This window comes from Neptunomonas japonica JAMM 1380, from assembly GCF_016592555.1.
GTDB classification, from domain to species: domain Bacteria; phylum Pseudomonadota; class Gammaproteobacteria; order Pseudomonadales; family Balneatricaceae; genus Neptunomonas; species Neptunomonas japonica_A.
In genome coordinates this window covers 3,791,783-3,817,491 of the sequence record NZ_AP014546.1, presented here as the reverse complement: position 1 = coordinate 3,817,491, position 25,709 = coordinate 3,791,783, and the positions used below count along the sequence as shown (strand labels likewise).

Here is a 25,709-nt window from a genome sequence, read left to right as displayed (position 1 = left end):
ATTGTGATACAGGTGAATAATGGATTGGTATCTACAGGTTATAAAAAAATACACGGTGTTTTCTGGCAGAGCTTCACGTGAAGAGTTTTGGTATTTCATGCTGATAAATATTCTCATCAGTATCGCGGTAGGTTTTGTCGATGGTTTTATGGGCTGGAGATATGCTTCGGGTGCAGGTTTTCTCGGCGGCTTATATTCGCTGTTTATCTTTTTGCCAAGTTTAGCGGTGAGCGTTCGTCGTTTACATGATATTGGGCGTTGTGGCTGGTGGGTGCTGATTATGCTGGTGCCGCTACTGGGTTGGATTATTCTATTAGTAATGATGGCGTTTCCAAGCAAACCTAATAACGAATATGGACCACAGAATAATCATGATGAAACAGCCTTTTAATAAACTGTTGGCGGTTTTTGCTATTGCTGCCTTAGTACAGGGCTGTAGCTCGATGAACCAGTCTGAGTGTATTCATGCTGACTGGCAGTTGATAGGGCAGGCTGATGCATCTAAGGGAGTTCACTCTTCTATTTTGGATGAGTATCGTCATGATTGTGCTGAGTTCGCGGTGATCCCTTCGCGTGAAGCTTACCACCTTGGGTATCAGGAAGGGTTGACGCAGTTTTGTACACGTTCTAGTGGCTTTTTTCAGGGAAAAAAAGGCAGTAAGTATCAAGGTATTTGCCCAGCAGCATTGGAAGAAAAGTTTCTGCAAGGGTATAACCCCGGCTATGAATTGTTCATGATCAGCGATGTGATGACGACACTGCGAGCCACTTTGAGTGATGCTGAACGTGATATTCGTAAACTCAGAACGCGTATTAGTAAAAAAGAGCAGTTGTTAATTAGTGATAAAAGCACGCCCGCAGATCGCAAGCGTTTATTAGGTGAGATTAAAACGCATCACAGGGAAATATTTTGGCTACAGCAAGATGCTGAAGACTCGCGTTTTGAGTTACTACGAAAACAGTCAGAATACGATCGAAAAGTGCGTTTACATACGTATTAAATTATTAGTTTTACTCCACGTAATGAATAGGACAAACAGACATGAAGTTGGCATCATTTTTAATAGAGGGTCACCCTTGCTTTGGTGTAATTAAAGGCGGCCGTGCATATAACTTGTCTGTTGAATACCCTGATGTTCCTGATTTGAAAAGTTTATTAGTAAGCTTTCCAGATATTGCTGTGATCAAGGCCCAATTAGAAAGCACTCCTTGTTACTCATTAGATGAAGTGCAATTATTGCCCGTTATTCCTAACCCAGAAAAAATCATCTGTGTTGGGCTGAACTATGAAAGCCATCGGTTGGAAACCGGAATGCCTGAGATGAAGCATCCCGTGCTATTTACGCGATTTTCATCAACGCAGGTCGCTCATGGAGCACCGATAGTACGGCCAAAGGTTTCTGAAAAGCTTGATTTTGAGGGCGAGCTTGCTGTGATTGTTGGGTGCGCTGGTCGGCATATAACGCGTGAAAACGCCTTCCAGCATGTTGCTGGGTATGCTTGCTACAACGATGCCAGTATTCGTGACTGGCAAATGCATACCGGGCAGTTTACCCCAGGCAAAAACTTTGATAATACCGGCGCTTTTGGCCCGTGGATGGTAACTCCAGATGAAATTGCTGACTTGGAATCTCAAACACTAACAACGCGCTTAAATGGTGAGCAGGTTCAGCATGCGCCGTTTTCTGATCTGATTTTTGATATTCCGGCATTGATCGAATATATATCGACTTTTTGTACGCTGGTGGCTGGCGATGTCATCGTTACAGGCACGCCTGGTGGTGTGGGCGTTAAACGCAAGCCTCGTCTCTATATGAAAGCAGGCGATGTGATTGAAGTTGAGATCAGTGGGGTTGGTGTGTTGAAAAATCTTATCGTTAACGAGTCATAGGTTGGTTCATATGCACAGGTTAATGTGATCGATATTTATATGGGTAGGGCTTATTTTGGGGAGGGTGATAAATGCCTGGTGAAAAAAACCTAGAAAAACTCATCGCGTCCATGGCTCCTACTCTTTCTGATGCAGAGTATGTTTTTGGTTTAGTGGCGATTGCTGACTACGAGCAGATAGCACTATTACAGCCCAGAGGCACTTTTCGTGAAAAAGAAGGTGTGACTGTTATTTTAGAAAAAGAAAAGGCAGATGAGTGTCATGTTGCCTATTCGGGTGTGTTTAAGTGTATTACCTTAAGTGTTCATTCAAGCCTTGATGCTGTTGGCTTAACGGCGGCGGTTGCCACTAAATTAACCAAATCCAATATTAGCGCCAATGTCATTGCTGCTTATTATCATGACCATATTTTTATTAAGTCTCTTGACGCAGATAAAGCACTGTCAGTACTTAATGAACTGGTGAAAAAGGGCTTGTAGAGTCTTAATAAGTCCGCGTATCTCTTCTAATGCGCTCTACATTTCTGCTGATAGTTGTTCTTCAATAGCGGCTAAACACTCGGTTACATTGCGCGGTATTATGCTCTTGTATGGGTGCAAGGCGTACACTGAGTTCTCCATTAGTTGAAAGCTTGGAAAAACCTCATCAACAGATGTTTTTGTTTGCTTGAGTAAAAAATCAGGTATTACTCCGACCCCCGCGCCTTCACTAATGAGGGCTAAACAAGTATTAGATGAGTTAGCTTTGCAGCGAGCCTGCGTAGAAAATGTAAAGGGTAGGCCTGTGTCCTTATGTGTAAAAGTATGGCATATCTGCTCACCTTGCCAGGTGTTTGCAATGTAAGTGGATTGTTGATCAATCCCTTTGACTATTAAATCAGGAGTGGCACATAAAACATCTCGAAAATAACCTATACGTCTTTGCTTTATTGAGCTGATAGCAGAAGGACCAACGCGAATTGCCAAATCAATATTATCAGCGGCTAAGTCTAAATGTTGATCGCTACTAATAAGCTCTGGTTCTAATAAAGGATATTTTTTGATGATCTTGCTGATAGCCGGTGCGATGAGCGTGCTCATGAGAGCGTCGGGTGCGGTGATTCTGATGGCGCCTTGCGGCGTTTCTAATGTGTCTTTGGCTTGCTGCCAAGCTATTTGTGCTATGTCGTTAAGTGCTTTGCATTGTTGATAAAAACTGTCTCCTGCACTAGTCAGCGTTTGTCTTCGTGTTGTGCGTTTTAAAAGTGAAATACCTAGTTCGTCTTCAAGTGTTTTAAGGTGTTGACTGACCACGGACTTAGAAAGCTGCAGAGAATCTGCGGCCGCGGTAATTGAGCCTTCTTCCACAATACGTGCAAAGACAGACATATAGCGTAACTGGTTCATTTTAATTGTCCGTATTTATAGAACAGTTAATCTTTATCTATCTGTTTTTCTGTGTCAATCATTCGCATAACCTTGCTTTATTGTCTTACTAATTGGGGAAGGTAACATGTCAGTTAAAAGTATCTTAGAAGCTTGTGAAGAAGGTATTTTGCTTTGGCAGCAAGCATTTAATAAGCAAGATGCAGCAGGCTGCGCTGCACAATATATGCTAGGTGCTGTGATGGACGCGCGCCCGTTTGGAACATTTACGGGGCGGGATGAGATACAGGCTTTTTGGCAAAACATTATGGATCAGGGTTTTGCCAATGTTGAGTATTTCGATGTTAAGTGGGAATCGGCAGGGAGCGAGGGGTATATACTGAGTTCTAGCTGGACAATGAATAAGGCCTTTGGCGTGGTTCATCGTGAACACTGGATTATTGATACTGATGGCAAAGCACGTTTGAGTCGTGATGATTTTGAAGTGCAGGGCGAGCGGTAATTATTGCGGTTAATAAAAAAGGCCATTGAATTGTCACTCAATGGCCTTTTTTGCATCTACCTAGGTAGGTGCTTTATAAAGCTAAAACTTACGCACCAAAGTTCTGGTTAGCGAAGTCCCAATTTACTAGAGACCAGTAGCCTTTCAGGTAATCAGGGCGTACGTTACGGTAATCGATGTAGTAAGCGTGTTCCCACAGGTCACAAGTCAAGATAGCGCGCTGACGGTTAGTCATTGGCGTACCCGCATTGCTTGTGTTGATAATTTCTAGAGAGAAGTCATCGTTTTTAACTAACCAAGTCCAGCTAGAACCGAAGTTGTTAACGGCTTTATCGTTAAACTCTTCTTGGAATGCTGCGAAAGAGCCCCATTTAGCGATAATTGCATCAGCAACTGGGCCTGTAGGCTCGCCACCACCATTTGGAGATAGGCTGTTCCAGTAGAACGTGTGGTTCCAGATTTGAGCAGCGTTATTGAAAACACCGCCAGCTGGAGCTGAAAGGATAATCTCTTCCAGAGTTTTTCCTTCAAATTCAGTACCAGGAACCAAACCATTTAGTTTAGTTACGTATGTGTTGTGGTGCTTGCCGTGGTGGAAATCAAGCGTTTCAGCAGAGATGTGTGGTTCTAGTGCATCTTTTGCAAACGGCAGTGCAGGTAGTTCAAAGCTCATGTGTTTTCACCTTCTTGTCGACACGTTCAGCATATCGTTGTAGTTATGGATAGCAGTTATGGACATCCCTTTCAGACAAAGGTTAGATGACCCACGACATATTTGTGAGTAGATGATATCACCCTTGCTTTGTCTTTTCATGACACAATTTGTGTGTGATTAGATCTAGTTACGACTAAAGTTTGCTGCAAATTAATAAGACTCACTCTAGAATAACCAACCTTCAGGCAAGCTGAAGCTCATCCATTAAAACAAGAATAGATAATTTATCATGGCTAAAATACTTCTTTGGATCTCTGCAGTATTGTTGGCGGTCTTTGTGATTAAAACGCAGTATTTAACTTCAAAAACGTATGAGCCTTTTGTTGCTGGGTGTGTTTCCTCAGGTAATGCATCGCAAGAGCAGTGTGAATGTTTGTCTGACTATGTGCATAAACGATATAGCGACTTAGAAGTACGGGCTATTATGGATAATCGTTTGGGTGATGAACTTTCTCAAACGAAGGTAGAGCAAGATATTCGCCAGGGCTCACAAGTGTGTGCAAACCCTTAAGCTTTGTTATTGAGTAATTGTTGCGCTACTTGCTTTCAGTCGATAGAAAGTGGCGAGTCATATACAAGGCTGCAATGGCTCGTCCTTCTGTGAACTCGGGTAGAGCTATGAGCTCTTCTATATTTGATAGCGGCCAATGAACCACTTCCATTGGTTCTGGTTCATCTCCCTCAAGCTTACAAGGGTAGAGGTCTCGAGCAATAATCGCTGAAATACGGTGCCCCATATAATTGGGTGCGGATGTCATCTCTTTTAAAAAATCGAGCTTGTTTGCACCAAAGCCCGCCTCTTCCTTGAGCTCTCTATCGGCAGCAATTTCTGCTGTCTCGCCAGGGTCGATCAAGCCTTTGGGGAGTGTTAGCGTATAATCTTCAATACCGCCGGCATATTCTCGAATCAGAATGACATTATCTTCTGCATCGATGGCAATAATCATAACAGCGCCGTTACCGCGTGATGCTAAGCGTTCATAAGTCCTTTCTACGCCATTGCTAAAGCGTAATTCTAATTCCTCTACTTGAAATAGACGACTGCGGGCGGTAGGTGTGACCTTCAAAATCTCGGGTTTCACGGGCATACTGATATCCATTCTGATGGATTGATATAAGAGGCATTGATGTGATTGTACCTGCTACGCTTGATTGGTCCAGTATTGATACTGTTTTGTTAGATATGGACGGAACTCTGCTGGACTTACACTTTGACTCTTTCTTCTGGTTAGAGCATTTGCCGGTACGCTACGCGGATATCCATAAAATGGATACGAAGGAGGCGAGAGAGTGGTTACACGAGCGCATCATGAAGGAATATGGAACGCTGAACTGGTATTGCTTGGATTACTGGTCGCAAGAGTTAAACGTCGATATCGTTGCTCTAAAAAAAGAAGTGGCGGATCGCATCGCTTTTAGGCCGCATGTACAGGACTTTCTTAAACAAGTGAAAGCAGCGGGCATGCGTTCAGTGATAGTGACTAATGCGCATCGTGGTAGCCTTTCATTAAAACTAGAAAGGACTGATTTAGCCGAGCGTGTTGATTCAATTGTTTGCTCGCATGATTTTGGTCTACCTAAAGAAGATCTGGTTTTTTGGACAAAACTGCAGGAAGTAGAACCTTTTAACCCTCAGCGGACTCTGTTGATAGATGATAGCTTGTCTGTTTTAGCATCAGCGAAAAAGTATGGTATCCGTTATTTATTAGCTATATCACAACCTGATAGCCAAAGCCCACTACGTGATATCGATGAGTTTGATGCGCTAGAGCACTTCAGTGAGCTTAAACCTGAAGGAGAAAAGTGATGTCTGAACAGGTGAAAGTCCGTCTAGATAAGTGGTTATGGGCAGCGCGTTTTTATAAAACCCGCGCCATTGCCAAGCAGATGGTTGATGGTGGGAAAGTGCATTATGAAGGGCAGCGAGCTAAGTGCAGTAAAGTAGTTGAGTTAGGCGCTACGCTGCAAATTCGACAAGGCTTTGACCAGCGTGTTGTTATTGTAAAAGCTTTATCTGAGCAGCGCCGTGGTGCCGCCGACGCACAGCTATTATATGAAGAAACGGCAGATAGCCTGGAGCGTCGAGAAAAAGAAGCACTGCAACGAAAAGCATTAAAAGGTGCTGATCTAAGCCCTGGACATAAGCCGGATAAACGTAGCCGCCGTCAGTTGTTAGGTGTTAAAGAGCTACAAAGAGGATAATTGCTAGCGTTTACAGCAAAAACTTTGTGGTAAAATGGACAACGAATAATTTTTGTAAAGTGAGAAATTGGCAATATGAGTAACCCTGATCAAATTCAGCGTATTTTATTTGATGATCTCGATATCCGGGGTGTGTTGGTGGGTTTGGACAAAACCTATCAGGATATGCTCGCGCTACATGACTATCCAACAGCGATACGTAATGCATTAGGAGAGATGCTAGCCGCAGTAGCATTGCTCAGCACTACCTTAAAGTTTGATGGGCGACTCCTGTTACAAGCTCAAGGTACGGGAGCTGTTAGTGCATTGATGGCTGAAGTGAACAATAAGCGTGAATGCCGGGGTATAGCCAGATATGAAGGTGATATTGATGAGAATGCTGGCATTATTGAGCTGATCGGTGATGGCCACCTAGTTATAACTATTGAGCCAGAAGTTGGGCAGCGTTATCAGGGGATTGTACCTCTAGAAAAAGAAACGTTGGCGGCTTGTTTAGCTGACTATTTTGAGCGGTCTGAGCAATTACCAACGCAAATTCATTTGGCGGCTGATGAGAACCGTGCTTCTGGCTTCTTATTACAGGTTATGCCTGCAGCAGGCACTGCTAAAAATGATTGGGAGCATATTGAACAGATTGGTGCGACGCTCAAAGCAGAAGAATTGTTGGAATTAGATAACGACGCATTACTCTTTCGTCTATTCCATCAAGAGCAATGTCGTTTGTATGATCCTGATTCAGTTGAATTCAAATGTGATTGCTCGCGAGAGAGAAGTGCCAATAGCTTACAGTTTCTAACACAAGACGAATTGCTCGAAATTATTGAAAAACAAGGTCTTATCGATGTTGCTTGTCAATTTTGCAACGAGCATTACACCTTTGATGAAACAGATATTCGAGCGATGTTTTCAGATTCGGCGCATGTGCCTAAATCTGATCAGCTGCATTGATGCGGATGTGATGGCTGCCAAGCCGCGGATCTGCGGTTTTGGCATGGCATAAATCGCAACTTTTTGTAATAATATGCATCCCCAAATAATTACTCACTGTCGGTTATACGCAGAATAAAGGGGTTTTTTGCTTTTTAGGTAACGTTTTTTGGCGCCGAGCCAAGGGAATCCACAGAATGACCAAAGAAACTGAGAATACCGTACACTTTAATCTGACCCGTGCTGAGCTCGTGGAACAGGCAATTAGCCGTGGCGAAGGAACGCTGGCAGATTCCGGCGCACTAGTAGTAACTACTGGTAAGCGCACAGGGCGTTCTCCGATGGATCGCTTTATCGTAGAAGAACCTAGCACTGCTGATTCTATTGACTGGGGTAGCATTAACCGCCCATTCGATGCCGATAAATTTGATGCTCTTTGGAATCGTGTTGAAGAGTACTTGGCTAGCAAAGAACACTTTGTAGCTAATGTTCATGTGGGCTCTGATCCAAATCAGTACCTAGCCGTAAAAATGTCAACAGAAACAGCATGGCAGAACTTGTTCGGTCAGAACCTGTTTATCCGTCCACAAGAATACAACCCAAAAGCGAAAGAAGAGTGGCAGATCATTAATGCTGCTGACTTTGAATGCGTACCTGAGCGTGATGGCACTAACAGTGAAGGCTGTGTCATCCTTAACTTTGCTAAACGTAAAGTTTTGTTGGCCGGTATGCGTTATGCGGGTGAAATGAAGAAAGCGATGTTCTCTGTACAGAACTTCTTGCTTCCTGAAAAAGATGTATTGCCTATGCATTGCTCAGCAAACATTGGCGAAGATGGCAATACTACATTGTTCTTCGGGTTATCAGGTACAGGCAAAACGACCTTATCTGCAGATCCTACATGTTACCTCATTGGTGATGATGAGCATGGTTGGGGTAAAGGCGTTGTCTTTAACTTGGAAGGTGGTTGTTACGCGAAGACGATCAACCTGAGCCAGAAAAACGAGCCTATCATTTGGGATGCTATTCGTTTTGGCGGAATCGTTGAAAACGTAAAGCTAGATGATAATCGTAAAGCGGACTACGATGATACTTCTCTCACTGAGAATGGTCGTTGTGCATACCCACTAGAGCATGTTGAAAAGCGCTCTGCTACTAATATGGGTGGCGAACCAAAAGCCGTTGTTTTCCTTACATGTGATTTGACGGGTGTTTTGCCTCCTGTGTCTATTTTGACAAAAGAAGCAGCGGCTTATCATTTCTTGTCTGGCTACACAGCATTGGTAGGGTCTACTGAAATGGGTTCTGGTGGTGGTATTAAATCCACTTTCTCTACTTGCTTTGGCGCTCCGTTCTTTCCACGCCCTGCTCGCGTATACGCTGAGCTGTTGATGAAGCGTGTTGAAGAGTTTGACTCTCAGGTTTATCTGGTTAATACCGGTTGGACAGGTGGATCTTATGGAACTGGACAGCGTTTCAGTATTCCAACAACACGTGGTGTGATTGCTGCAATTCAGAGTGGTGCATTGAAAGGTGTTGAAACCCAGCAGTTACCGGGTATTAACTTGACCGTTCCTACTTCTGTACCGGGTGTTGATTCAGCCTTGTTGAATCCTCGTGATACATGGGAAGATAAATCAGCTTATGATGCTGCTGCACGTGACTTGATTGGTCAGTTTGTGAACAACTTCACGAAGTTTGAAGGTGTTTCTACGGACATTATTGATGCCGGCCCTAAAGTTTAAGTAACGACTGATACAAAAAGCCCCTGCTTATTCACATAAGCAGGGGCTTTTTCGTTTATAGCGCGTATAGCTTTATGGCGGACTAACTGATGCTTAGTTTAATATCTGCATTTTTTAGGTAGTCTATCTCTTGTTCAAGATCAGCTTGAGTCAATGGGTGTTCTATCAGTACACCTTTCGCAAAGTTTAGATTTAGTTTCTTACCATCTGCTTTTAATGTAAATGCAGGCAGAGCAGAGGCATTACGACTACGATGCAAAATAACGGATAACCTGAGCAAGACGCATAGTCTCTTATAGGCATCTTTACGGCGTTCAGGTAGCTGTTTGTAATCACCTTTTGGAAATTTACGGCGATTTCCTCGAACTAAAAACGCAAGAAGCTGCTGCTCTGATTTGGTAAAGCCTGCAAGGTCAGAGTGCTGTAGTAAGTAAGCGCTGTGTTTATGGTATTGGCTGTGTGCAATGGTTAAGCCTATTTCATGCGTGCGGGTTGCCCAGCTCAGCATCTCTTGATGGGAGGGTGAGGTAAGCCCCCACGCTTTATTTACTTGTGCTAGCGCTGCCAATGCGGTGTGCTCAACACGTTGAGCGTGAGCTTCGTCCACATGGTAACGTTTCATTAGAGCGGATATTGAGCGCTCGCGTATATCTTCGTGGCGTAAGCGCCCAGCCATATCGTAGAGTAGACCTTCACGTAGTGCGCCATCAGAAAAAGTCATTTCTTCTATTTTCAATGATTGAAATAACGCGATGAGTATTGCTAGTCCTGCCGGTAAAATGGCAGCTCTTTCTGCTTTGACACCATCGATATCAAGTTCTGATAAGGTGTCGAATGTGAGGATCTGTTTTTTTAGTTGCTCTAACCCTTTGCGAGTGATGCGCTCTTCGCTAAATCCGCTGGCAATGCAGGCGTTTTTTATGGCTTTTATCGTGCCGGAAGAACCAACGCTCGTAGCCCAGCCGGCTTTTTTATAGCGCTCTCGGATAGAAAGCAACTCACGCATCGCAGCATGTTCAGCATGTTTGAAGTTTTTTTCATTGATGCGGCCATCGCTGAAGAAGCGGCGCGTATAACTCACGCACCCCATATGCAGGCTTTCCATCTCAAGTGGCTCAAAATGCTCACCGATAATACATTCGGTACTGCCGCCGCCAATATCTATTACCAGTCGGGCTCCCGTGGTATTGGCCAGAGTATGGGATACGCCTAAGTAGATTAGCCGGGCCTCTTCGCGGCCGGCAATAATTTCAATAGGAATACCCAGTATTTTTTCGGCTTGTTCGGTGAAAGTGTAACGGTTGGCGGCTTCTCGAAGTGCATTTGTAGCAACGATTTTTACAGCGTCATGTGGTAAATCACTCAACAGCTGTGAAAACCGGCTTAAACAGCTAAGGCCTCTTTCCATCGCCTCGCAAGAAAGTTTTTTATCAGGACCTATGCCAGCACCTAACTGTACTTTTTCTGACATGATATCGACGGTAGAAAGCTCTCCTTGAGAGAGGCGGGCAACAACGATGTGGAAACTATTAGAGCCCAGGTCAATAGCGGCGAGAAGTGAGTCGTCCGGTACTGAATCTGTATGATTTTCTGAATTGTGCATTAAGCTAATCTTCTCTTTAGCGTTAGCGGTGTAAAAATCCAAGAGTATCAGAACAAAAAGACATATTCAGTGAATTAGCTCAATGAATGAAGAGAGTTCACATTTATTTCATTCAGATGGTATCATCTTGCTTTGTTTTGAAAGCACTCAGCGTTTCTGGTGCGTTTGGAGAGGTTAAATGAGCGAAAATATCGTTAATGTTACTGATGCATCTTTTGATGAAGATGTTCTAAAAGCAGATACTGCTGTGCTGGTTGATTACTGGGCAGAGTGGTGTGGTCCGTGTAAAATGATTGCGCCAGTGCTGGAAGAGATCGCTAAAGATTACGAAGGTCGTTTGAAAATCTGTAAGCTGAATATCGATGAGAACAGTGAAACACCACCTAAGTTTGGTATTCGTGGTATTCCAACATTAATGCTGTTTAAAGGCGGCAATGTTGAGGCGACTAAAGTAGGTGCACTATCAAAATCGCAGTTGTCTGCTTTTATTGATTCAAACCTATAAGTTATGTAAAGCTAGATGAAAACGGGGAAGAAATAGCAACTTTAGTAATTATCTTCTCCGTTTTACTAGACACTCGCGATACAACCTTCTATATTTGATTTGTCTGGCGCTTCTGTTCAGTATTTGAGCGTTTCAGTTCTTTACATATACTCTTTCGAATTTTCCCTCTTTTCTCAATTATTATCCTACTTAGTTACTCACCTCAAAATATATGAATCTTACCGAATTAAAAACTAAAAGCGTTCCCGAGCTTCTCGATATTGCAAAAGAAATGGGCCTAGATAACTTAGCCCGCTCTCGTAAACAAGATGTGATTTTTGCCATCTTGAAGAAGCATTCTAAGAGCGGCGAAGATATTCATGGCGATGGTGTGCTGGAAATTCTCCAGGATGGTTTCGGTTTCTTGCGCTCAGCAGATTGCTCTTACCTTGCCGGCCCTGATGATATTTATGTTTCACCGAGCCAAATCAGACGCTTTAACTTGCGTACCGGTGATACTATTTCCGGTAAAATTCGTCCGCCAAAAGACAGCGAACGCTATTTTGCATTACTTAAAGTTAATCAAATTAACTTTGATCGCCCGGAAAACGCAAAAAATAAAATACTGTTTGAAAACCTGACACCATTATTTGCGCAAAAGCGTTTACGTATGGAGCAAGGTAATGGCAGTACAGAAGATATTACCGCACGAATTTTGGATCTCGTTAGTCCAATGGGTAAAGGTCAGCGTGCTTTAGTGGTATCTCCGCCTAAAGCAGGTAAAACCCTGATGCTGCAGAATATTGCTAACAGCATCACGCGTAACAACCCTGAGTGTCACCTCATTGTATTATTGATTGATGAGCGTCCTGAGGAAGTAACAGAAATGCAGCGTACAGTGCGCGGCGAAGTAGTGGCATCTACCTTTGATGAACCGCCATCACGTCACGTACAAGTTGCAGAAATGGTTATTGAGAAAGCGAAGCGCCTTACTGAGCATAAGAAGGATGTTGTTATCTTGCTTGATTCTATTACACGTTTGGCTCGTGCATATAACACAGTTATTCCTTCTTCCGGTAAGGTGCTAACCGGTGGTGTTGATGCGCATGCATTAGAGCGCCCTAAGCGTTTCTTTGGTGCGGCACGTAATATTGAAGAAGGTGGTAGTTTAACTATTATCGCGACTGCGCTGGTTGATACTGGCTCGAAGATGGATGAAGTTATCTTTGAAGAGTTTAAAGGTACAGGTAACTCTGAAGTGCACCTAGACCGTAAAACTGCTGAGAAGCGTATCTATCCTGCCATTAACATCCGTCGTTCAGGCACACGCCGTGAAGACTTGCTAACATCTGAAGATGAACTGCAACGAATGTGGATTCTGCGCAAGCTGCTGGACTCTATGGAGGACTCCGCGGCCACTGAGTTTGTTATTGATAAGCTTAAAGATTTTAAAACAAATGATGAATTCTTTATGTCGATGCGCCGAAAGTAAGCTGCTAGATATGTGATTAAGGGTGAGCTTGTGCTTGCCCTTTTTTATGGGCAGTGCTGCTGCCGAGTTTGTAAATAACCTTGTCACTGCTTGTATTAATAACGCTTAGTAAAAAAAGAGCTCTAACTGATGTCGAATCTCAAATATAACGACCTACGCGATTTTATGGCTTTGTTAGAAGCCAGAGGTGAGCTTAAGCGCATTAAGCAAGAGATTGATCCTAATCTTGAGATGACGGAAATTTGCGACCGTACTTTGCGAGCAGGCGGGCCAGCGCTATTGTTCGAGAATCCAAAAGGTTATAACTATCCAGTACTGGGTAATTTGTTTGGCACGCCTGAAAGGGTAGCGTTGGGTATGGGTGAAGAAAGCGTCTCAGCGCTACGAGAAGTTGGTAAAGTGCTGGCAATGCTAAAAGAACCTGAGCCTCCTAAGGGCATGAAAGATGCCTGGGAAAAGCTGCCCGTGTTTAAGCAAGTGCTAAACATGGGGCCTAAAGTTGTTAAAAAGGCTGCTTGTCAGACTCATGTGATTGAAGGCGATGATGTTGATTTAAGTACATTACCAATTCAAACATGTTGGCCGGGCGATGCTGGTCCCTTAGTGACGTGGCCTTTGGTCATTACACGTGGCCCTAATAAAGAACGCCAAAATCTTGGGATTTATCGTCAGCAAGTGATTGGCAAAAATAAATTGATTATGCGCTGGTTAGCGCACCGTGGTGGAGCGCTCGATTTTCGCGAGTGGAAAGAAAAACACCCCGGTGAAAACTTCCCGGTTGCTGTTGCGCTAGGTGCTGACCCTGCCACTATTCTTGGTGCGGTAACACCTGTGCCTGATACTTTATCTGAATATGCTTTTGCAGGTTTGTTACGGGGAGGCAAAACAGAAGTTATTTCGTGTGTAGGTAATGACTTGCAGGTACCTGCTAGTGCCGAGTTTATTCTTGAAGGTTACATCGCACCTGACGAAATGGCAGATGAAGGCCCGTTTGGGGATCATACTGGCTATTACAATGAGGTTGATAGTTTTCCAGTATTTACTGTTGAGCGCATTACGCATCGTGATACGCCGATATATCACAGTACTTATACCGGGCGTCCACCTGATGAGCCAGCCATTTTGGGTGTTGCACTAAACGAAGTGTTTGTGCCAATCCTGCAAAAGCAATTTCCCGAAATTGTTGATTTTTATCTGCCGCCAGAAGGGTGTTCTTACCGGATGGCTGTTGTCACCATGAAGAAGCAGTACCCAGGGCATGCAAAGCGCGTTATGTTGGGTGTATGGTCTTTCTTGCGACAGTTTATGTATACCAAGTTTGTGATTGTTTGCGATGATGATGTGGATGCGCGAGATTGGAACGATGTTATTTGGGCGATCACAACGCGGATGGATCCATCGCGTGATACCTTGTTGATCGACAACACCCCCATTGATTATTTAGACTTTGCCTCGCCAGTATCAGGCCTTGGTTCTAAAATGGGTATGGACGCGACCAATAAGTGGCCGGGTGAAACCACCCGAGAGTGGGGCGAGCCTATCGAGATGGATGCGGATGTTAAGCAGCGTGTCGATGAACTTTGGGATGATCTTGGCATCATGCCGGATGCTACAATGAGTAAAGTGTGAATAAAAAATCGCTGATACAGCTGTATTTAAATGAGCTGGCTCAGCCACTATTGTGCAACCCCGACGAAACGCTACTTCAGGTTGTGGAGCGTTATGGTTATCTTATGCCAAGGAGTTGCCAAAACGGCGTATGCCAAATATGTGAATACCAGTTGCTGTCAGGTCAAGCCTTGCAGCGCTATCCAGAAAAGCATTTAGTAGCCAGCAGCGATCAAGTTGAAGGCAGTGCTGACGTTTTAGGCTTGGCATGTACATCTGTTCCCGTCAGTGATTGTTGGGTAAATATTAAAGGGCTGAAGCGCCCTGGAGAGCAAGAAGTGAAACGTTTGAATTGTGATATTGCGCAAATTGAAAAGCTAAACAAAGATGTATATAGGGTATCACTGGTTTTGCCAGCAACAGCATCTCAGTCGGTAAGCTATTATGCTGGTCAATATCTCGAAATTGTCATGCCTGATGGTCAGCAAGCTGCATTTTCTATTGGTAGTGCGCCAGAAGCAGGGCGTAACCTTGAATTGCATGTAAGGCACGCACCTGAGAGTGAGTTGTCGAGTGCGATTCTGGCGCATTTACAGAGTTCTAAGAGTGTAGAAGTTGAACTGCCAAAAGGCGACTGCTACCTACAAGCAGCAAGCTTTGCAGCAGACCAGACGATTATTTTGGCCGCGGCAAGTACAGGCTTTTCGCAAGTAAAAAGCATGATGGAGCACCTACTTGCTAGCGGTGTGAAAAACCCTATTCATATTTACTGGGGCGCACGTATCGCTGCAGACTTGTATCTGCCTGAGTTACCAAAACAATGGGCGGCAGAGAACGATAATGTTACTTATCACCCTGTAGTCAGTGAGCCGGGCGACAGCTGCGGCTGGACAGGGCGTGTTGACCTGCTGCCTGATGCGATCAAACATGATTTTGCTACACTTGAAAGCGTTGAAGTGTACGCCAGTGGATCTCCTCCTATGATATATGCGCTATTGGATGCGTGCGAAGAGAAAGGCCTGCAGCAAGTGCAGATGCACTCTGACGTATTTGCTTACGCACCTCGCCCAGAGAAGTAGCTTTAGAAATCCAGTGCTAATACGTTTAAATGGCCGATCTTTTGATCGGCTTTTTTATGTCTATAGAACTGAAAAGTGTTGCTTAGTTGTATCAACTGAATATGAACTTTTATGTAAAACAGTCTGTCAAAATGAACTCTTTCTGTCCTGTTGGCGCCCTTATTAACAAGGGGCTTAAAATTATTACTTATTTTCAATGAATATAAAGAAGGGCTTCCCATGCGTAAATTTCTATTAGGTTTTATTGCTTTGTTCTCACTCTCATCAGCTGCTATAGCTGATAATGGTGTTATCAGTGTAAAGAGTGCTCATGATGTTAACGAAACAGCAAACCGGCTTGAGGCTGTATTGGCTAAAAAAGGCATGAATGTGTTTGCGCGCATTGATCATGCCGCAGGTGCGAAAAAAGTAGATATGCAGTTACGCCCAACTGAGTTAGTGATTTTTGGTAATCCAAAAGTGGGCACGCCACTGATGTTGTGCGACCAGAGTGCAGCCATTGATCTTCCGCAAAAAGCATTGATCCATGAGGATGAGGCAGGGCAGGTATGGTTAAGCTATAACAACCCTGCGTACTTGGCCAAGCGTCATCAGTTACAAGAGTGTTTTGCTGTTCTTGAGCAAGTTACAGGCGCGCTTAAACACTTTGCTAAAGCGGCTACTCAGCCGTAATTCGATATGTTGATTTTTCAGACATAAAAAAACCAGCGCCGTCACCAGTGCTGGTTTTTTATATATACAAAGAAAGTGACGTTTTAAGCGTTGCTTGTGCTGCTCTCTTTAGCTTCTTCGTCAGTTTTGCTTTCGCCTTGCTCTTGTGCAGCAGGCAGTGGAATAGGCGTTAACCCACCACCCATTAAGGCGAGCCCATCTTGCATAACACTCAGTGAGCGCTTGTTGTCGCCCAGGTGTTGTAATACTCGTGTTAGCTCGGTGTAAGTTTCAGGGCGTTTTTCAAGCGCTAAACTTTCTTCCATATAGTCTACGGCTTTGCCCCATTGCTCGTTGCGCATGGCAAGTCGACCAAGAGTGAGTTTAAGTGCTGCGCTATCTGGGTTCTTTTTCAGCCAGCCTTTAGCAACTTCGAGCTGCTTATGGGCACTTTCACCTTTAATTCGACCATAAAGGTTGACGAGGTCTTCGTCCCACTGACGTTTGATTTTGTCTTGAAGGACGCTTTCGGCTTTATCTTCAGAGCCTGCGCTCACCAGCTGCTCGATGTAACGCTGGATCATCTCTGTATCGTGAGAAAGTGCTGAAGGTAAGCTTTTCCACTCTTTTGTTAGCGCTTGTAAGCGAGTGTTGCTATCTGCTTCTACCGGAAGTTTTTCTAGTGTGCTTTCCAATAACTCTGAATAGCAGGTTTGTTCGAGAGCAGCGATTTCGTCTTCTTTTAGTACTTTAAGTTTGCGCAGCTCTGGGATTAGGTTGGTTAACCCTTGCCAGTCTTCTAAGCGAACATAAACATCTTTCAAGAGACGGAGTACGTAAGTATGTTTTGGGGCGAGCCTGCGCAAACGCAGCAGCGTTGCTAAAGAAGGCTCAAGTTGCCCACGTTCAAGCTGGATTTGCACTTGAGTGATACCAATAGCGACTTCGGCTTGAGGTACGCTACTGCGAGCCTTTTGTAGTAACTCATCAGCGGCTTTGTCTTCACCCTGCTCATGAGCTGCACGTGCTGCAGCAATATAGTTGATTAATGGTTGGTCTGAACTTTCAGCAGATTGACTCAATAAGCGTTGTGCTTTCCACCAGCGGCCTTCTGATAAAGCGAGTAAGCCTTTTAATGTTTTGCCTTGCGCTTGGCGGGCATCACGACGCTCGCGCCACTCACGGAATTTAGCCGTAGGGAAGCGCGCTTTAAAGAATATGTTCACGGCCCAATGAAGTGCAACAAAACCCAGTGTTAGCACAACTAATAGCACCCAAAGGCTGGTTTCTATTGTGCTCTCGTCATAGGAGATCAGAACATAGCCAGGGTCTTTGACCATTTTTTCGCCGACCCATGCTCCCGCAGCCAGAACGATGAGGAGCAGCAGAAATAATCTTTTCATTATGCTGCTCCTTTTTCCTTAAGTTTGGTGACTTGTTGCAGGTACGTTTTTAGCGCATTGAGTGATCCGCTGATGTTTGGCATCTCCGGTGAGATCTTTAGACCTTTGAGTTCATCAATACCACGAATGAGTGCTTGGGTAGTGGCATCTTTTTCTTCAAAGTAGGTGCCCGTCCACTCTTCAGCTTTGACGAGGCTGCGATCAAATGCGATTTGGTTTTTCTGCAAAAGTGCTAATTGAGCCTGCTCTAACATCAGGTGTAAGTTCTGTTGTAAGTAGTAGTTTTGCTCAGGTGATAGTAGTGGCTCGATTGGCTCGTCGCGATGTTGAATAACAACGAGTTTCTCTACCTTATCAACAGCTTTAGCCCACGACTCTTTTAATCCACTCGACCATGTTTCGCTCATGGCTTCCGGCGAGATCTCTTCGATCAGAGAAGGTAGCTTATTCTTGTCTGTAAGCGGAACTAGACGCAGGTTGTTAATCTGTTCGCTTAGGGCTGCCAATTTCAGGTATGAGCCTTCAAGATCAAAAGTAGGGACTGATTCAAGGGCTGCAATATCTGAGGCTAATGTTTTGCGGACAGTATAGATGGATACATCATCTGTTTCTTTTAAAATTTTGTCAGCAGATTTAAGTAGTGATAAAGCACCTGAAGAGGTATTTTCCATCAAAATACGCTGGTTGGCTAACCTCAGTAAGTATTCTACTTCTGCGAGTAGCCAATCTTTGCGTGAGTTGCTTTGTTTGGCTGTTACTTGCTGGATGCTTTGTGTCAGGCGTGTTTGTAGCTCTTCAATGCCTTTTTGCTCTTTTGAAGACTGAGACTGCAGTAACGTTAGGTTTTGGTTTACCGATGCTACTTGGGAGCTAACGACTGATTTTGTATCAGTAAGCTGTGTATTGACACTGGCAACTGCTTTACTGACTTCCTGTTTAAGGTTGTCGATCGTAGAGCTATCTTGTTGCTGACTTTGCATGGAGTGCCAATATTGGTAGCCACTGCCGCCTAGCGCGATAATAGAGATAACTAGCGCTAGTTTTCCGGGCCACGTAGCTGCTTGTTTTTCCTCTGCAGGCATGACAGGAGGTGGCGTTGTTTTGTCGACCGGCTCTGATTTAACAGGCTCAGGTGTTTCTTGAGCGTCGCTGTCTTTGTTTTGGCTTTTTGCTAAAGATTGTTCTTCTTTAGCTGTTTCAACCACGTTGTCGGTACTGCTTTTTGTATTCTTAGTATCGACTGTTGATTCGTCTACGGTTTGGTCTGTCGGTGCGGTTTTCGACTCGATGACGGCTTCTACGGTGGTTTGAGTTTTTTTCTCGGTATGTTTCATGCGTTGGCTTCCGAGTCGTTAGCTGAATTTAGCGCTGTTACCATGGATAAGTCATCCGGCCCTTGCGCTACCTTGATTCGTGTAAATCCTTTGTGTCTAGCCTGATCAGCAATTCGCTCACTAGGTACTACAAGATAAAGATGATGTAGTGAATCCGTGCTGAACTGTTTTTGGCGACCAGCAGCAACTGTAACAAAATTGCTAAGGGCCTCGCCACTGGTAATCAGGATAGATGATAAAGGAATGTTATAAATAATACTTTTGATATGCGTATCGTCATATTCGGGGCATGTTCTGTCGTAGAGATTAGCATACTCTACTTCAGCACCGCGGGCTGTTAGTGTTTCGGCTAACATAGCTCTGCCGCTTGAGCCTCGTAAAATGAGAATTCTTTTACCACGAATATCAGTTAGTTCTGGTAGTGTCAGCATGGCTTCTGAATCAAAGCCTGCTGTTGAATGGTGAGCTAAAATGTCTTGATTGTTTAATATGTGAGCCGTTTTTTTGCCAATGGCATACCAATCAATCCCTTCGGGGAGCTGCGGCCAGAATTGATCGATCCACTCGAGTGCCTGGTGTGCTGCATTGGGGCTAATACAGATGATGATGGAGTAATGATCTAAGTTCATCATCTGATTTCTGAGCTGCGCATATCGGGAGTCAGTATCACTGATAGGACATATCTTCAGAGCCGGTAAGTGCACAGGCTTAGCACCACACTGTTTAAGCAGGTCAATGAGCTGATCTGCTTGCTGAGTAGGGCGTGTTACTAGCACACGTTGGTTGTGAAGCGAGGGAAGTTTAACCTTTGTTGGTTGCATAAACTTCGCTCAGAATTTCATCAGCACCGGCTGCCAAAAGTCGCTCGGCTACTGTGACGCCAATCTCTTCTGCTTGATCAGGGTGTCCGCGCATTTCGTCGCGTAAAACGGTAGTGCCATCCGGGCGTGCAACTAAACCACGTAAATATACTTCATCTTGGGCTTCGTTGAGTATGGCGTGACAGGCAATAGGAACCTGACAGCCGCCTTCAAGGCGTCTATTTAGTGCGCGTTCAGCCAATACGCACCATGCTGTTGGTTGATGGTGCAGTGGCGCCAGTAGGGCAATGGTATCTGCATCATCAAGGCGGCACTCTATGCCGACAGCACCTTGGCCGCCAGCGGGCAGGCAGATGTCGTCGGGTAGTTCACTACGAATACGTTCTTCTAGTTTCAGCCGTAGTAGGCCTGCGGTAGCAAGAATAATGGCGTCGTATTGACCTTCATCTAGTTTTCTTAGACGTGTTTGAACATTGCCGCGAAGGTCTTGAATTTCAAGGTCTGGGCGTTGTTCTTTTATGAGTGATTGGCGTCGTAGTGATGATGTTCCAACAATAGCGCCTTGAGGTAAATCAGCAAGGGAGTTGAACTTGTTAGAAACAAAGGCATCTGTTGGCTTTTCGCGTGGGCAAATAACAGAAAGGCCTAGGCCTTCGGGGAACTCCATAGGGACATCTTTCATGGAGTGAACGGCGATATCTGCTCTATTTTCTAACATGGCGACTTCGAGTTCTTTAACAAATAGCCCTTTGCCGCCAACTTTTGCCAGTGGTGTATCGAGAATAATGTCGCCACGGGTTGTCATGCCCAGCAGTTCTACCTGAATACCTGGATGGTGCTTCTCCAGCTCAGCTTTAACATACTCAGCTTGCCAAAGTGCTAATAGGCTTTTTCGGGTCGCGATGCGCACAACTTTTTTCTGCATAGTCCTGTCCTAAAGTGAAAACGACAATGGGCCTTACCGGGCGAATGCAGCGATTGTAACAGATCATTTCGTTTCAGGGGCTTTGCATATATCAAGAGAACACGCATCGGGTGCCAAAACTGATATAATCCCTCGCAAATTTAGACCAGAACGGTCTGTCCAGTTTTCATAGTGAGGTCCTGAGCATGAGCAATAAAACCAACCAGCAGTGGGGTGGTCGTTTTAATGAGCCAACGGATGCGTTTGTAGCACGCTTCACGGCATCAGTTGAATTTGATCAGCGTATGTATCGACAAGATATTCAAGGCTCGGTTGCTCATGCCACAATGTTGACTGAAGCCGGTGTGCTGACTGTTGCTGAGCGTGACATGATTATCCAAGGATTATCTGAAATAAGCACAGATATCGAAGAAGGTCGCTTTGAGTGGTCTATTGAGCTTGAAGATGTTCATATGAATATTGAAGCAGCGCTCACGGCTAAAATTGGTATTACGGGTAAGAAGCTACACACAGGGCGTTCTCGTAATGACCAAGTAGCGACAGATATTCGCTTATACTTGCGTGATGAAATTGATCTTATCTTACTTGAAATTACACGCTTGCAAGAGGGGCTGTTGGGTCTGGCTCATCAAGAAGCTGATACGATCATGCCTGGCTTTACCCATCTGCAAACGGCTCAGCCTGTAACGTTTGGCCATCATTTGATGGCGTGGTTTGAAATGCTTAGTCGTGACTACGATCGTTTTGTTGATACGCGTAAGCGAGTTAATATTATGCCGTTAGGTGCGGCTGCTTTAGCGGGTACTACCTATCCGATTCAGCGTGATATTACTTGTCAGTTGTTAGGTTTTGACGCGCCTGCTGAAAATTCATTAGATGCTGTATCTGATCGTGACTTCGGTATTGAGTTTTGTGCGGCTTCTAGTCTTTTGTTGATGCATCTGACACGTATGTCCGAAGAGTTGGTGTTGTGGACCTCTGCTCAGTTTAATTTCATTAATCTACCAGATCGTTTCTGTACCGGCTCATCTATTATGCCGCAAAAGAAAAATCCAGATGTGCCTGAACTGGTACGTGGGAAAAGTGGACGTGTTTATGGTCACCTATTCAGCTTGTTAACGTTGATGAAGTCACAGCCATTGGCTTACAACAAAGATAACCAAGAAGATAAAGAGCCGTTGTTCGATACCATTGATACAGTGAAAGGTTGTTTGCGAGCTTATGCTGATATGGTGCCTGCGCTTGAATCACGTAAAGAATACATGCGTGAAGCCGCTCTGCGTGGTTTCTCCACAGCGACGGACCTTGCTGATTACTTGGTCAGAAAAGGTATGCCCTTCCGCGATGCTCATGAAGTGGTCGGTAAGTCGGTTGCTTATGGGATTGAGACAGGTAAAGATTTGGGAGAGATGTCACTGGAGGAGCTACAGGCATTCTCCGATACTATCTCTGAAGATGTATTTGATGTGTTGACGTTAGAAGGTTCGGTGGCTGCACGTAATCATGTTGGTGGTACTGCCCCAGATCAGGTAAGAGCTGCCGTTAAGCGAGGTCAGGATAAACTGGGGGCACGTGCTTAGTAATTTATAACACTACCCAGTGCTGAAAAAATAGCGTGCTCTTGCACGCTATTTTTTTGTCTAAAGATTTGTTTGCAAATATTCAGAACTGTTTTGTTAAGATCTAAAAGTACTACGGGAGTGTTAAAGGACGTCTTTGCGAGCATTTGTCTGTTATTGATAATCGCTCTTCCCTTAAATTTGCCTCTTTTTTCTCGGGCTGGTACAAATATACACATCTATTACACTAACGCTTTGCATAAATACGAGTATAGGGATGTATGCGTTCAGAAAAGTCATGCCTTTACTAAAGGCCAGCCGAGCTACTTCTAGGCTTGAGGAAGACATTATGATGATCCAAGGTACCCTCGGTGTCTTGGCTATTCTTCCTTTTGCCGTTAGCCGTGCTTTGCAAGGTGAGTGGGTCATGGTGATTCTTGATCTTCTAATTATTTCAGGCATTGTCTCCTTGGGAGTTTATGGTCGTAATGGTGCAAATTTCAGAACAGTAAGCACTCTCTTTACCTTGATGTACACCAGCGGCATGCTGGCAGTGATTTCGGTAAAGGGGCCGGATATGTTGTTTTGGGCCTACCCTACCGCGATAGGCGGCTACTTTATGGTTCGTCTAAAGGTTGCCATCAGTATTAGTGTTCTTTCTGCAGTCGCTATCACCGCATTAGTCTATGAGGCGCTTTCCGCGTTTCAGTTATCAGGATTTGTGGTGACATACTTACTTGTGTGTTTGTTTTCCTATTTTTTTGCTGCACGCATGACACAAGATAAACAAAGGCTTGCTGAGCAAGCGACGATAGATCCGTTAACCGGTGCAAATAACCGCAGAGCTCTTGATGATGCTATAGAAAGCCGAGTCTCTCTCTTTTCAAGAAGAGCAGCGCCGGTCTCTATTGTGATCATCGATATTGATTATTTTAAACGCATCAATGATGAGTATGGGCATGCAGTTGGAGATCTGTTTTTACAGCGCTTTGTAGAGTACCTCAACGGCGTTATCCGTAAAAGTGAGATACTGTTCCGCTTTGGCGGAGAAGAATTTGTTGTAATAGCTGAAGGGCGCTTAGAAGAAGCAAGTAATCTTTCAGAGAAGATACGTGGGTTGTTTGAGCAAGCGCAGTTGATACCTGATCACGCTGTTACTGTTTCGATTGGCGTAGCAGAACTAGGTCATGAAGAAACGTCACGCGAGTGGATGAAGAGGGCTGACGATGCCTTGTATTTAGCTAAGTCATTGGGTCGAAATAGAGTGTGCTTGGCTCCCTCTTTAGAGAGTAAGCCAAAAACAGTTTCATTCGATGAAAGCATTCTCGTTGAAAAAGAGAATGCATAACGAAACAGATTAGCGGTTATTTTTTTATTAGGCGATAAATGAGGAGTAATAGTGCAGCCCCTGTTGTAGCTAGCCCAAAGCTAACTAGGTTAATCCCGTTGACTTTCCCAAATCCTAGTATTGTTCCTAGATATCCGCCGACAACTCCGCCAGCAATACCTAAAATGATGGTTATAAAACAACCGCCGGGATCTTTGCCTGGCATTAGCCATTTGGCAACAGCCCCTGCAAGAAAACCCATTAGGATCCATGAAAAAATACCCATAGAAGTGCCCTTAATGTAAATGGAGGCGTTTTTGAATCGATTTCTACTTGGTAGGTAAAGTTGGCGGGCGGGGCCCGCCAGGGCGTTAGTTCAATGTGATATCAACCATTAGGTCGCTGGCAATTGATTCTATAGCACTTTGAAGGTCGTCAAAATCTAGGCTTTCAGGGGCGAGTAGTTGAGCTTGTGCTTTGAACAGTAGTTCTGCTGACATTGAGCCAGAGACGAGTTCTGTCGATAAGCTTTCAACATTGATGTGCCGTTGTGCCAAGGCTTGCGAAATTTCACGTACGATGCCTGGTTTGTCATGCCCAATTAGTTCGAGTGTAAAAGACTGGAGCGTGTCGGGTCTGTCTTGTTCATCAGCTGTTTCGACAATGATCTTAAGGCCAGACTTTTCTAGCTCAAGTAAGGCGCTGGTTAATCCTGCGGCTTTTGCTTTAGGGGCCTTAATTACGAGGATACCTGCGAATTTTCCACCGAGTCGTGATAATGCAGATTCTAGCCAGTTGCCGTCATGTGCAGCAATAGTTTGAGATAAACATTCAACGAGTCCAGGCTTGTCAGGTCCGATGACTGTTAATATAAGGGAGGTCATATAGCTGGTTCCTTCTAAAAGGTGTGATCTCAAAGCTAAGATATAAATATCTGATATAAGAGGATAGTACACAAATATGTTGTCAGTGCTAAGTGCTTTATGGCCGGTTTTTGCAATATTAATCTTAGGTTTTGCAGGGCGTAGAGCAGGTTTTCCTGGTAATGGCTTTTGGGAACCTGCTGAAAAACTTACATACTTTGTATTGTTTCCGGTGCTGTTGATTAATAAGTTAGGCTCAGCCGATATAAGCGGTGTTTCTATTTTGGATATATCGATTGCCGTGGTGGCTCTGTTATTAATCGGTACAGGCCTGTGTTTTGTGGTTCGTTATTGGATGGGGCTTTCTGGGGCAGGGTTTACCTCTTTCTATCAAGGGTCTGTGCGTTTTAACACCTATGTTGGGCTGGCTTCAGTTAGCACACTCTATGGGAGTGACGCTGTTGCTGTGTCTGCTGTCGTTATTGCGTTCATGATTCCATTATTAAACTTATTGAGCATTATAGTTTTCTCAACACAATTGGCGCGTAAGCAAGGTGTGCGGGGTTTGCTTGCTACACTCATAAAAAATCCGCTGATTCTAAGTTGCTTGCTGGGTATTGGGTTAAATGTTAGCGGTATTGGAATTCCATCAGCGGTTGCATCTGTGACTGGGCTGTTGGGTAGTATGGCATTGCCATTGGGGCTTTTGGCGGTTGGTGCGGGTTTGAATCTTCAAGCTTTGCGGGCAGTGCAGTCGGCCGTTTGGGTGTCTTCATTTATTAAATTATTACTCTTTCCATTTATAATGTATGGAATTTGTTTTTTTATGGAACTTTCTTCTTTTATTACGGGTCTCTTGCTTGTCTTTGCTGCCGTGCCGACGGCTCCTTCCGCTTTTATTTTGGCAAGACAGTTAGGTGGTGATGCCGAAATGATGGCAGCCATTATTACAGGGCAGGTGTTGTTATCAATGCTGACTTTGCCGATTGTCTTGGGAGTGCTGATTTAACATGACGAAGAGGTTAAAATGTTGCGAAATTCAGAAAAATTCCTGAAATATGATGATTCGTAGCATGTTTTTTGTTCTTTGTTAGGGTAAAAGCTCTTCTGCTGGCTATAATACTAAATAGGGAGTTAATTGTTTATGCACCATAATTGGATGGGATGCGGAGATAATGTATCGGTAGTATGTAAATAAGCTGATTAATGAAAAT

28 protein-coding genes are annotated in these 25,709 nt (G+C 44.3%); 18 read left to right on the top strand and 10 right to left on the bottom strand.

Translation table 11 applies throughout. The annotated features are described in order from the left end of the window. The first annotated feature begins 19 nt into the window (after window positions 1-19). The 4 genes from NEJAP_RS18090 to NEJAP_RS18075 all read left to right on the top strand — a co-directional run bounded on the left by NEJAP_RS18090 (window position 20) and on the right by NEJAP_RS18075 (window position 2,370). The gene (locus NEJAP_RS18090) at window positions 20-391 is read left to right on the top strand and encodes a DUF805 domain-containing protein (protein ID WP_201348497.1); all 372 of its coding nucleotides are present in this window, start codon (window positions 20-22) and stop codon (window positions 389-391) included. After that, window positions 372-1,001, top strand: coding sequence for a DUF2799 domain-containing protein (locus NEJAP_RS18085; RefSeq protein WP_201348496.1), 630 nt, complete (start codon window positions 372-374; stop codon window positions 999-1,001). The genes NEJAP_RS18090 and NEJAP_RS18085 overlap by 20 nt, the downstream gene beginning before the upstream one ends. 41 nt (window positions 1,002-1,042) lie before the next feature. Next, complete coding sequence (locus tag NEJAP_RS18080) at window positions 1,043-1,891, top strand: fumarylacetoacetate hydrolase family protein (protein WP_201348495.1); 849 nt, start codon at window positions 1,043-1,045, stop codon at window positions 1,889-1,891. 71 nt (window positions 1,892-1,962) lie between these two features. Continuing rightward, a complete protein-coding gene (locus NEJAP_RS18075) occupies window positions 1,963-2,370 on the top strand; it encodes an ACT domain-containing protein (protein ID WP_201348494.1) in 408 nt (135 codons plus the stop codon). A gap of 36 nt (window positions 2,371-2,406) precedes the next feature. Here the strand turns inward: NEJAP_RS18075 and NEJAP_RS18070 are convergent, their stop codons facing one another. Further along, window positions 2,407-3,276 (bottom strand): LysR family transcriptional regulator, encoded by an 870-nt coding sequence (locus tag NEJAP_RS18070; RefSeq protein ID WP_236590986.1) that lies wholly within the window; start codon window positions 3,274-3,276, stop codon window positions 2,407-2,409. 106 nt (window positions 3,277-3,382) lie between these two features. Between NEJAP_RS18070 and NEJAP_RS18065 the strand changes: the two genes are divergently transcribed. Beyond that, entirely contained in the window at window positions 3,383-3,757 is a 375-nt protein-coding gene (locus NEJAP_RS18065; RefSeq protein WP_201348493.1) for an isochorismatase, read from the top strand. A gap of 88 nt (window positions 3,758-3,845) precedes the next feature. Here NEJAP_RS18065 and NEJAP_RS18060 read toward each other — a convergent pair whose 3' ends face one another. Next, window positions 3,846-4,430, bottom strand: coding sequence for a superoxide dismutase (locus tag NEJAP_RS18060; protein ID WP_028470574.1), 585 nt, complete (start codon window positions 4,428-4,430; stop codon window positions 3,846-3,848). Window positions 4,431-4,701: 271 nt separating this feature from the next. On the opposite strand from NEJAP_RS18060, the gene NEJAP_RS18055 reads away from it, so the two are divergent. Then, window positions 4,702-4,983, top strand: coding sequence for a hypothetical protein (locus NEJAP_RS18055; RefSeq protein WP_201348492.1), 282 nt, complete (start codon window positions 4,702-4,704; stop codon window positions 4,981-4,983). Window positions 4,984-5,008: 25 nt separating this feature from the next. On the opposite strand, the gene nudE is transcribed toward NEJAP_RS18055, so the two are convergent. Then, window positions 5,009-5,560 (bottom strand): ADP compounds hydrolase NudE, encoded by a 552-nt coding sequence (nudE, locus tag NEJAP_RS18050; RefSeq protein WP_201348491.1) that lies wholly within the window; start codon window positions 5,558-5,560, stop codon window positions 5,009-5,011. Between the two features lie 41 nt (window positions 5,561-5,601). On the opposite strand from nudE, the gene yrfG reads away from it, so the two are divergent. The 4 genes from yrfG to NEJAP_RS18030 all read left to right on the top strand — a co-directional run bounded on the left by yrfG (window position 5,602) and on the right by NEJAP_RS18030 (window position 9,346). Continuing rightward, window positions 5,602-6,279 (top strand): GMP/IMP nucleotidase, encoded by a 678-nt coding sequence (gene yrfG, locus NEJAP_RS18045; protein WP_268927820.1) that lies wholly within the window; start codon window positions 5,602-5,604, stop codon window positions 6,277-6,279. Next, a complete protein-coding gene (gene hslR, locus NEJAP_RS18040) occupies window positions 6,279-6,674 on the top strand; it encodes a ribosome-associated heat shock protein Hsp15 (protein ID WP_201348490.1) in 396 nt (131 codons plus the stop codon). Before yrfG ends, hslR begins: the two co-directional genes overlap by 1 nt. A 75-nt stretch (window positions 6,675-6,749) precedes the next feature. Then, entirely contained in the window at window positions 6,750-7,622 is an 873-nt protein-coding gene (gene hslO, locus NEJAP_RS18035; protein WP_201348489.1) for an Hsp33 family molecular chaperone HslO, read from the top strand. Between the two features lie 176 nt (window positions 7,623-7,798). Continuing rightward, window positions 7,799-9,346, top strand: coding sequence for a phosphoenolpyruvate carboxykinase (locus NEJAP_RS18030; RefSeq protein ID WP_201348488.1), 1,548 nt, complete (start codon window positions 7,799-7,801; stop codon window positions 9,344-9,346). Between the two features lie 82 nt (window positions 9,347-9,428). Here the strand turns inward: NEJAP_RS18030 and ppx are convergent, their stop codons facing one another. Further along, window positions 9,429-10,949: an exopolyphosphatase gene (ppx, locus tag NEJAP_RS18025; protein ID WP_201348487.1), complete on the bottom strand. Its 1,521-nt coding sequence runs from the start codon at window positions 10,947-10,949 to the stop codon at window positions 9,429-9,431. 178 nt (window positions 10,950-11,127) lie between these two features. Here ppx and trxA point away from each other — a divergent pair, with 178 nt between their 5' ends. From trxA to NEJAP_RS18000, 5 genes are all read left to right on the top strand, one after another. Continuing rightward, the gene (trxA, locus tag NEJAP_RS18020; protein WP_028470566.1) at window positions 11,128-11,454 is read left to right on the top strand and encodes a thioredoxin TrxA; all 327 of its coding nucleotides are present in this window, start codon (window positions 11,128-11,130) and stop codon (window positions 11,452-11,454) included. A 211-nt stretch (window positions 11,455-11,665) separates the two neighbouring features. Beyond that, a complete protein-coding gene (rho, locus tag NEJAP_RS18015) occupies window positions 11,666-12,925 on the top strand; it encodes a transcription termination factor Rho (protein ID WP_201348486.1) in 1,260 nt (419 codons plus the stop codon). A 129-nt stretch (window positions 12,926-13,054) separates the two neighbouring features. Then, window positions 13,055-14,554: a 4-hydroxy-3-polyprenylbenzoate decarboxylase gene (gene ubiD, locus NEJAP_RS18010; RefSeq protein ID WP_201348485.1), complete on the top strand. Its 1,500-nt coding sequence runs from the start codon at window positions 13,055-13,057 to the stop codon at window positions 14,552-14,554. Further along, the gene (locus NEJAP_RS18005) at window positions 14,551-15,612 is read left to right on the top strand and encodes a 2Fe-2S iron-sulfur cluster-binding protein (protein ID WP_236590985.1); all 1,062 of its coding nucleotides are present in this window, start codon (window positions 14,551-14,553) and stop codon (window positions 15,610-15,612) included. The genes ubiD and NEJAP_RS18005 overlap by 4 nt, the downstream gene beginning before the upstream one ends. A 219-nt stretch (window positions 15,613-15,831) precedes the next feature. Continuing rightward, on the top strand, window positions 15,832-16,284 hold the full coding sequence (locus NEJAP_RS18000; protein ID WP_201348484.1) for a DUF302 domain-containing protein: 453 nt from the start codon (window positions 15,832-15,834) through the stop codon (window positions 16,282-16,284). Window positions 16,285-16,367: 83 nt separating this feature from the next. Here the strand turns inward: NEJAP_RS18000 and NEJAP_RS17995 are convergent, their stop codons facing one another. The 4 genes from NEJAP_RS17995 to hemC are packed head-to-tail and all read right to left on the bottom strand — an operon-like array spanning window position 16,368 to window position 20,746. Next, window positions 16,368-17,666 (bottom strand): heme biosynthesis HemY N-terminal domain-containing protein, encoded by a 1,299-nt coding sequence (locus NEJAP_RS17995; RefSeq protein WP_201348483.1) that lies wholly within the window; start codon window positions 17,664-17,666, stop codon window positions 16,368-16,370. Continuing rightward, window positions 17,666-19,000 carry a uroporphyrinogen-III C-methyltransferase gene (locus tag NEJAP_RS17990; RefSeq protein ID WP_201348482.1) on the bottom strand — a complete coding sequence of 445 codons (1,335 nt, stop codon included), beginning with the start codon at window positions 18,998-19,000 and terminating at the stop codon, window positions 17,666-17,668. Before NEJAP_RS17990 ends, NEJAP_RS17995 begins: the two co-directional genes overlap by 1 nt. Then, window positions 18,997-19,821, bottom strand: coding sequence for a uroporphyrinogen-III synthase (locus tag NEJAP_RS17985; RefSeq protein WP_201348481.1), 825 nt, complete (start codon window positions 19,819-19,821; stop codon window positions 18,997-18,999). The genes NEJAP_RS17990 and NEJAP_RS17985 overlap by 4 nt, the downstream gene beginning before the upstream one ends. Continuing rightward, a complete protein-coding gene (gene hemC, locus NEJAP_RS17980; protein WP_201348480.1) occupies window positions 19,802-20,746 on the bottom strand; it encodes a hydroxymethylbilane synthase in 945 nt (314 codons plus the stop codon). The genes NEJAP_RS17985 and hemC overlap by 20 nt, the downstream gene beginning before the upstream one ends. Window positions 20,747-20,931: 185 nt before the next feature. Between hemC and argH the strand changes: the two genes are divergently transcribed. Both argH and NEJAP_RS17970 read left to right on the top strand, forming a co-directional pair. Continuing rightward, entirely contained in the window at window positions 20,932-22,326 is a 1,395-nt protein-coding gene (gene argH / locus NEJAP_RS17975) for an argininosuccinate lyase (RefSeq protein WP_201348479.1), read from the top strand. 328 nt (window positions 22,327-22,654) lie between these two features. Next, on the top strand, window positions 22,655-23,653 hold the full coding sequence (locus NEJAP_RS17970) for a GGDEF domain-containing protein (protein WP_201348478.1): 999 nt from the start codon (window positions 22,655-22,657) through the stop codon (window positions 23,651-23,653). Window positions 23,654-23,669: 16 nt separating this feature from the next. Here the strand turns inward: NEJAP_RS17970 and NEJAP_RS17965 are convergent, their stop codons facing one another. Both NEJAP_RS17965 and NEJAP_RS17960 read right to left on the bottom strand, forming a co-directional pair. Further along, complete coding sequence (locus NEJAP_RS17965) at window positions 23,670-23,918, bottom strand: GlsB/YeaQ/YmgE family stress response membrane protein (RefSeq protein ID WP_201348477.1); 249 nt, start codon at window positions 23,916-23,918, stop codon at window positions 23,670-23,672. A gap of 85 nt (window positions 23,919-24,003) precedes the next feature. Next, entirely contained in the window at window positions 24,004-24,516 is a 513-nt protein-coding gene (locus NEJAP_RS17960) for a glycine cleavage system protein R (RefSeq protein ID WP_201348476.1), read from the bottom strand. A 76-nt stretch (window positions 24,517-24,592) separates the two neighbouring features. Here NEJAP_RS17960 and NEJAP_RS17955 point away from each other — a divergent pair, with 76 nt between their 5' ends. Beyond that, a complete protein-coding gene (locus NEJAP_RS17955; RefSeq protein ID WP_201348475.1) occupies window positions 24,593-25,504 on the top strand; it encodes an AEC family transporter in 912 nt (303 codons plus the stop codon). The last annotated feature ends 205 nt before the right edge of the window (window positions 25,505-25,709 follow it).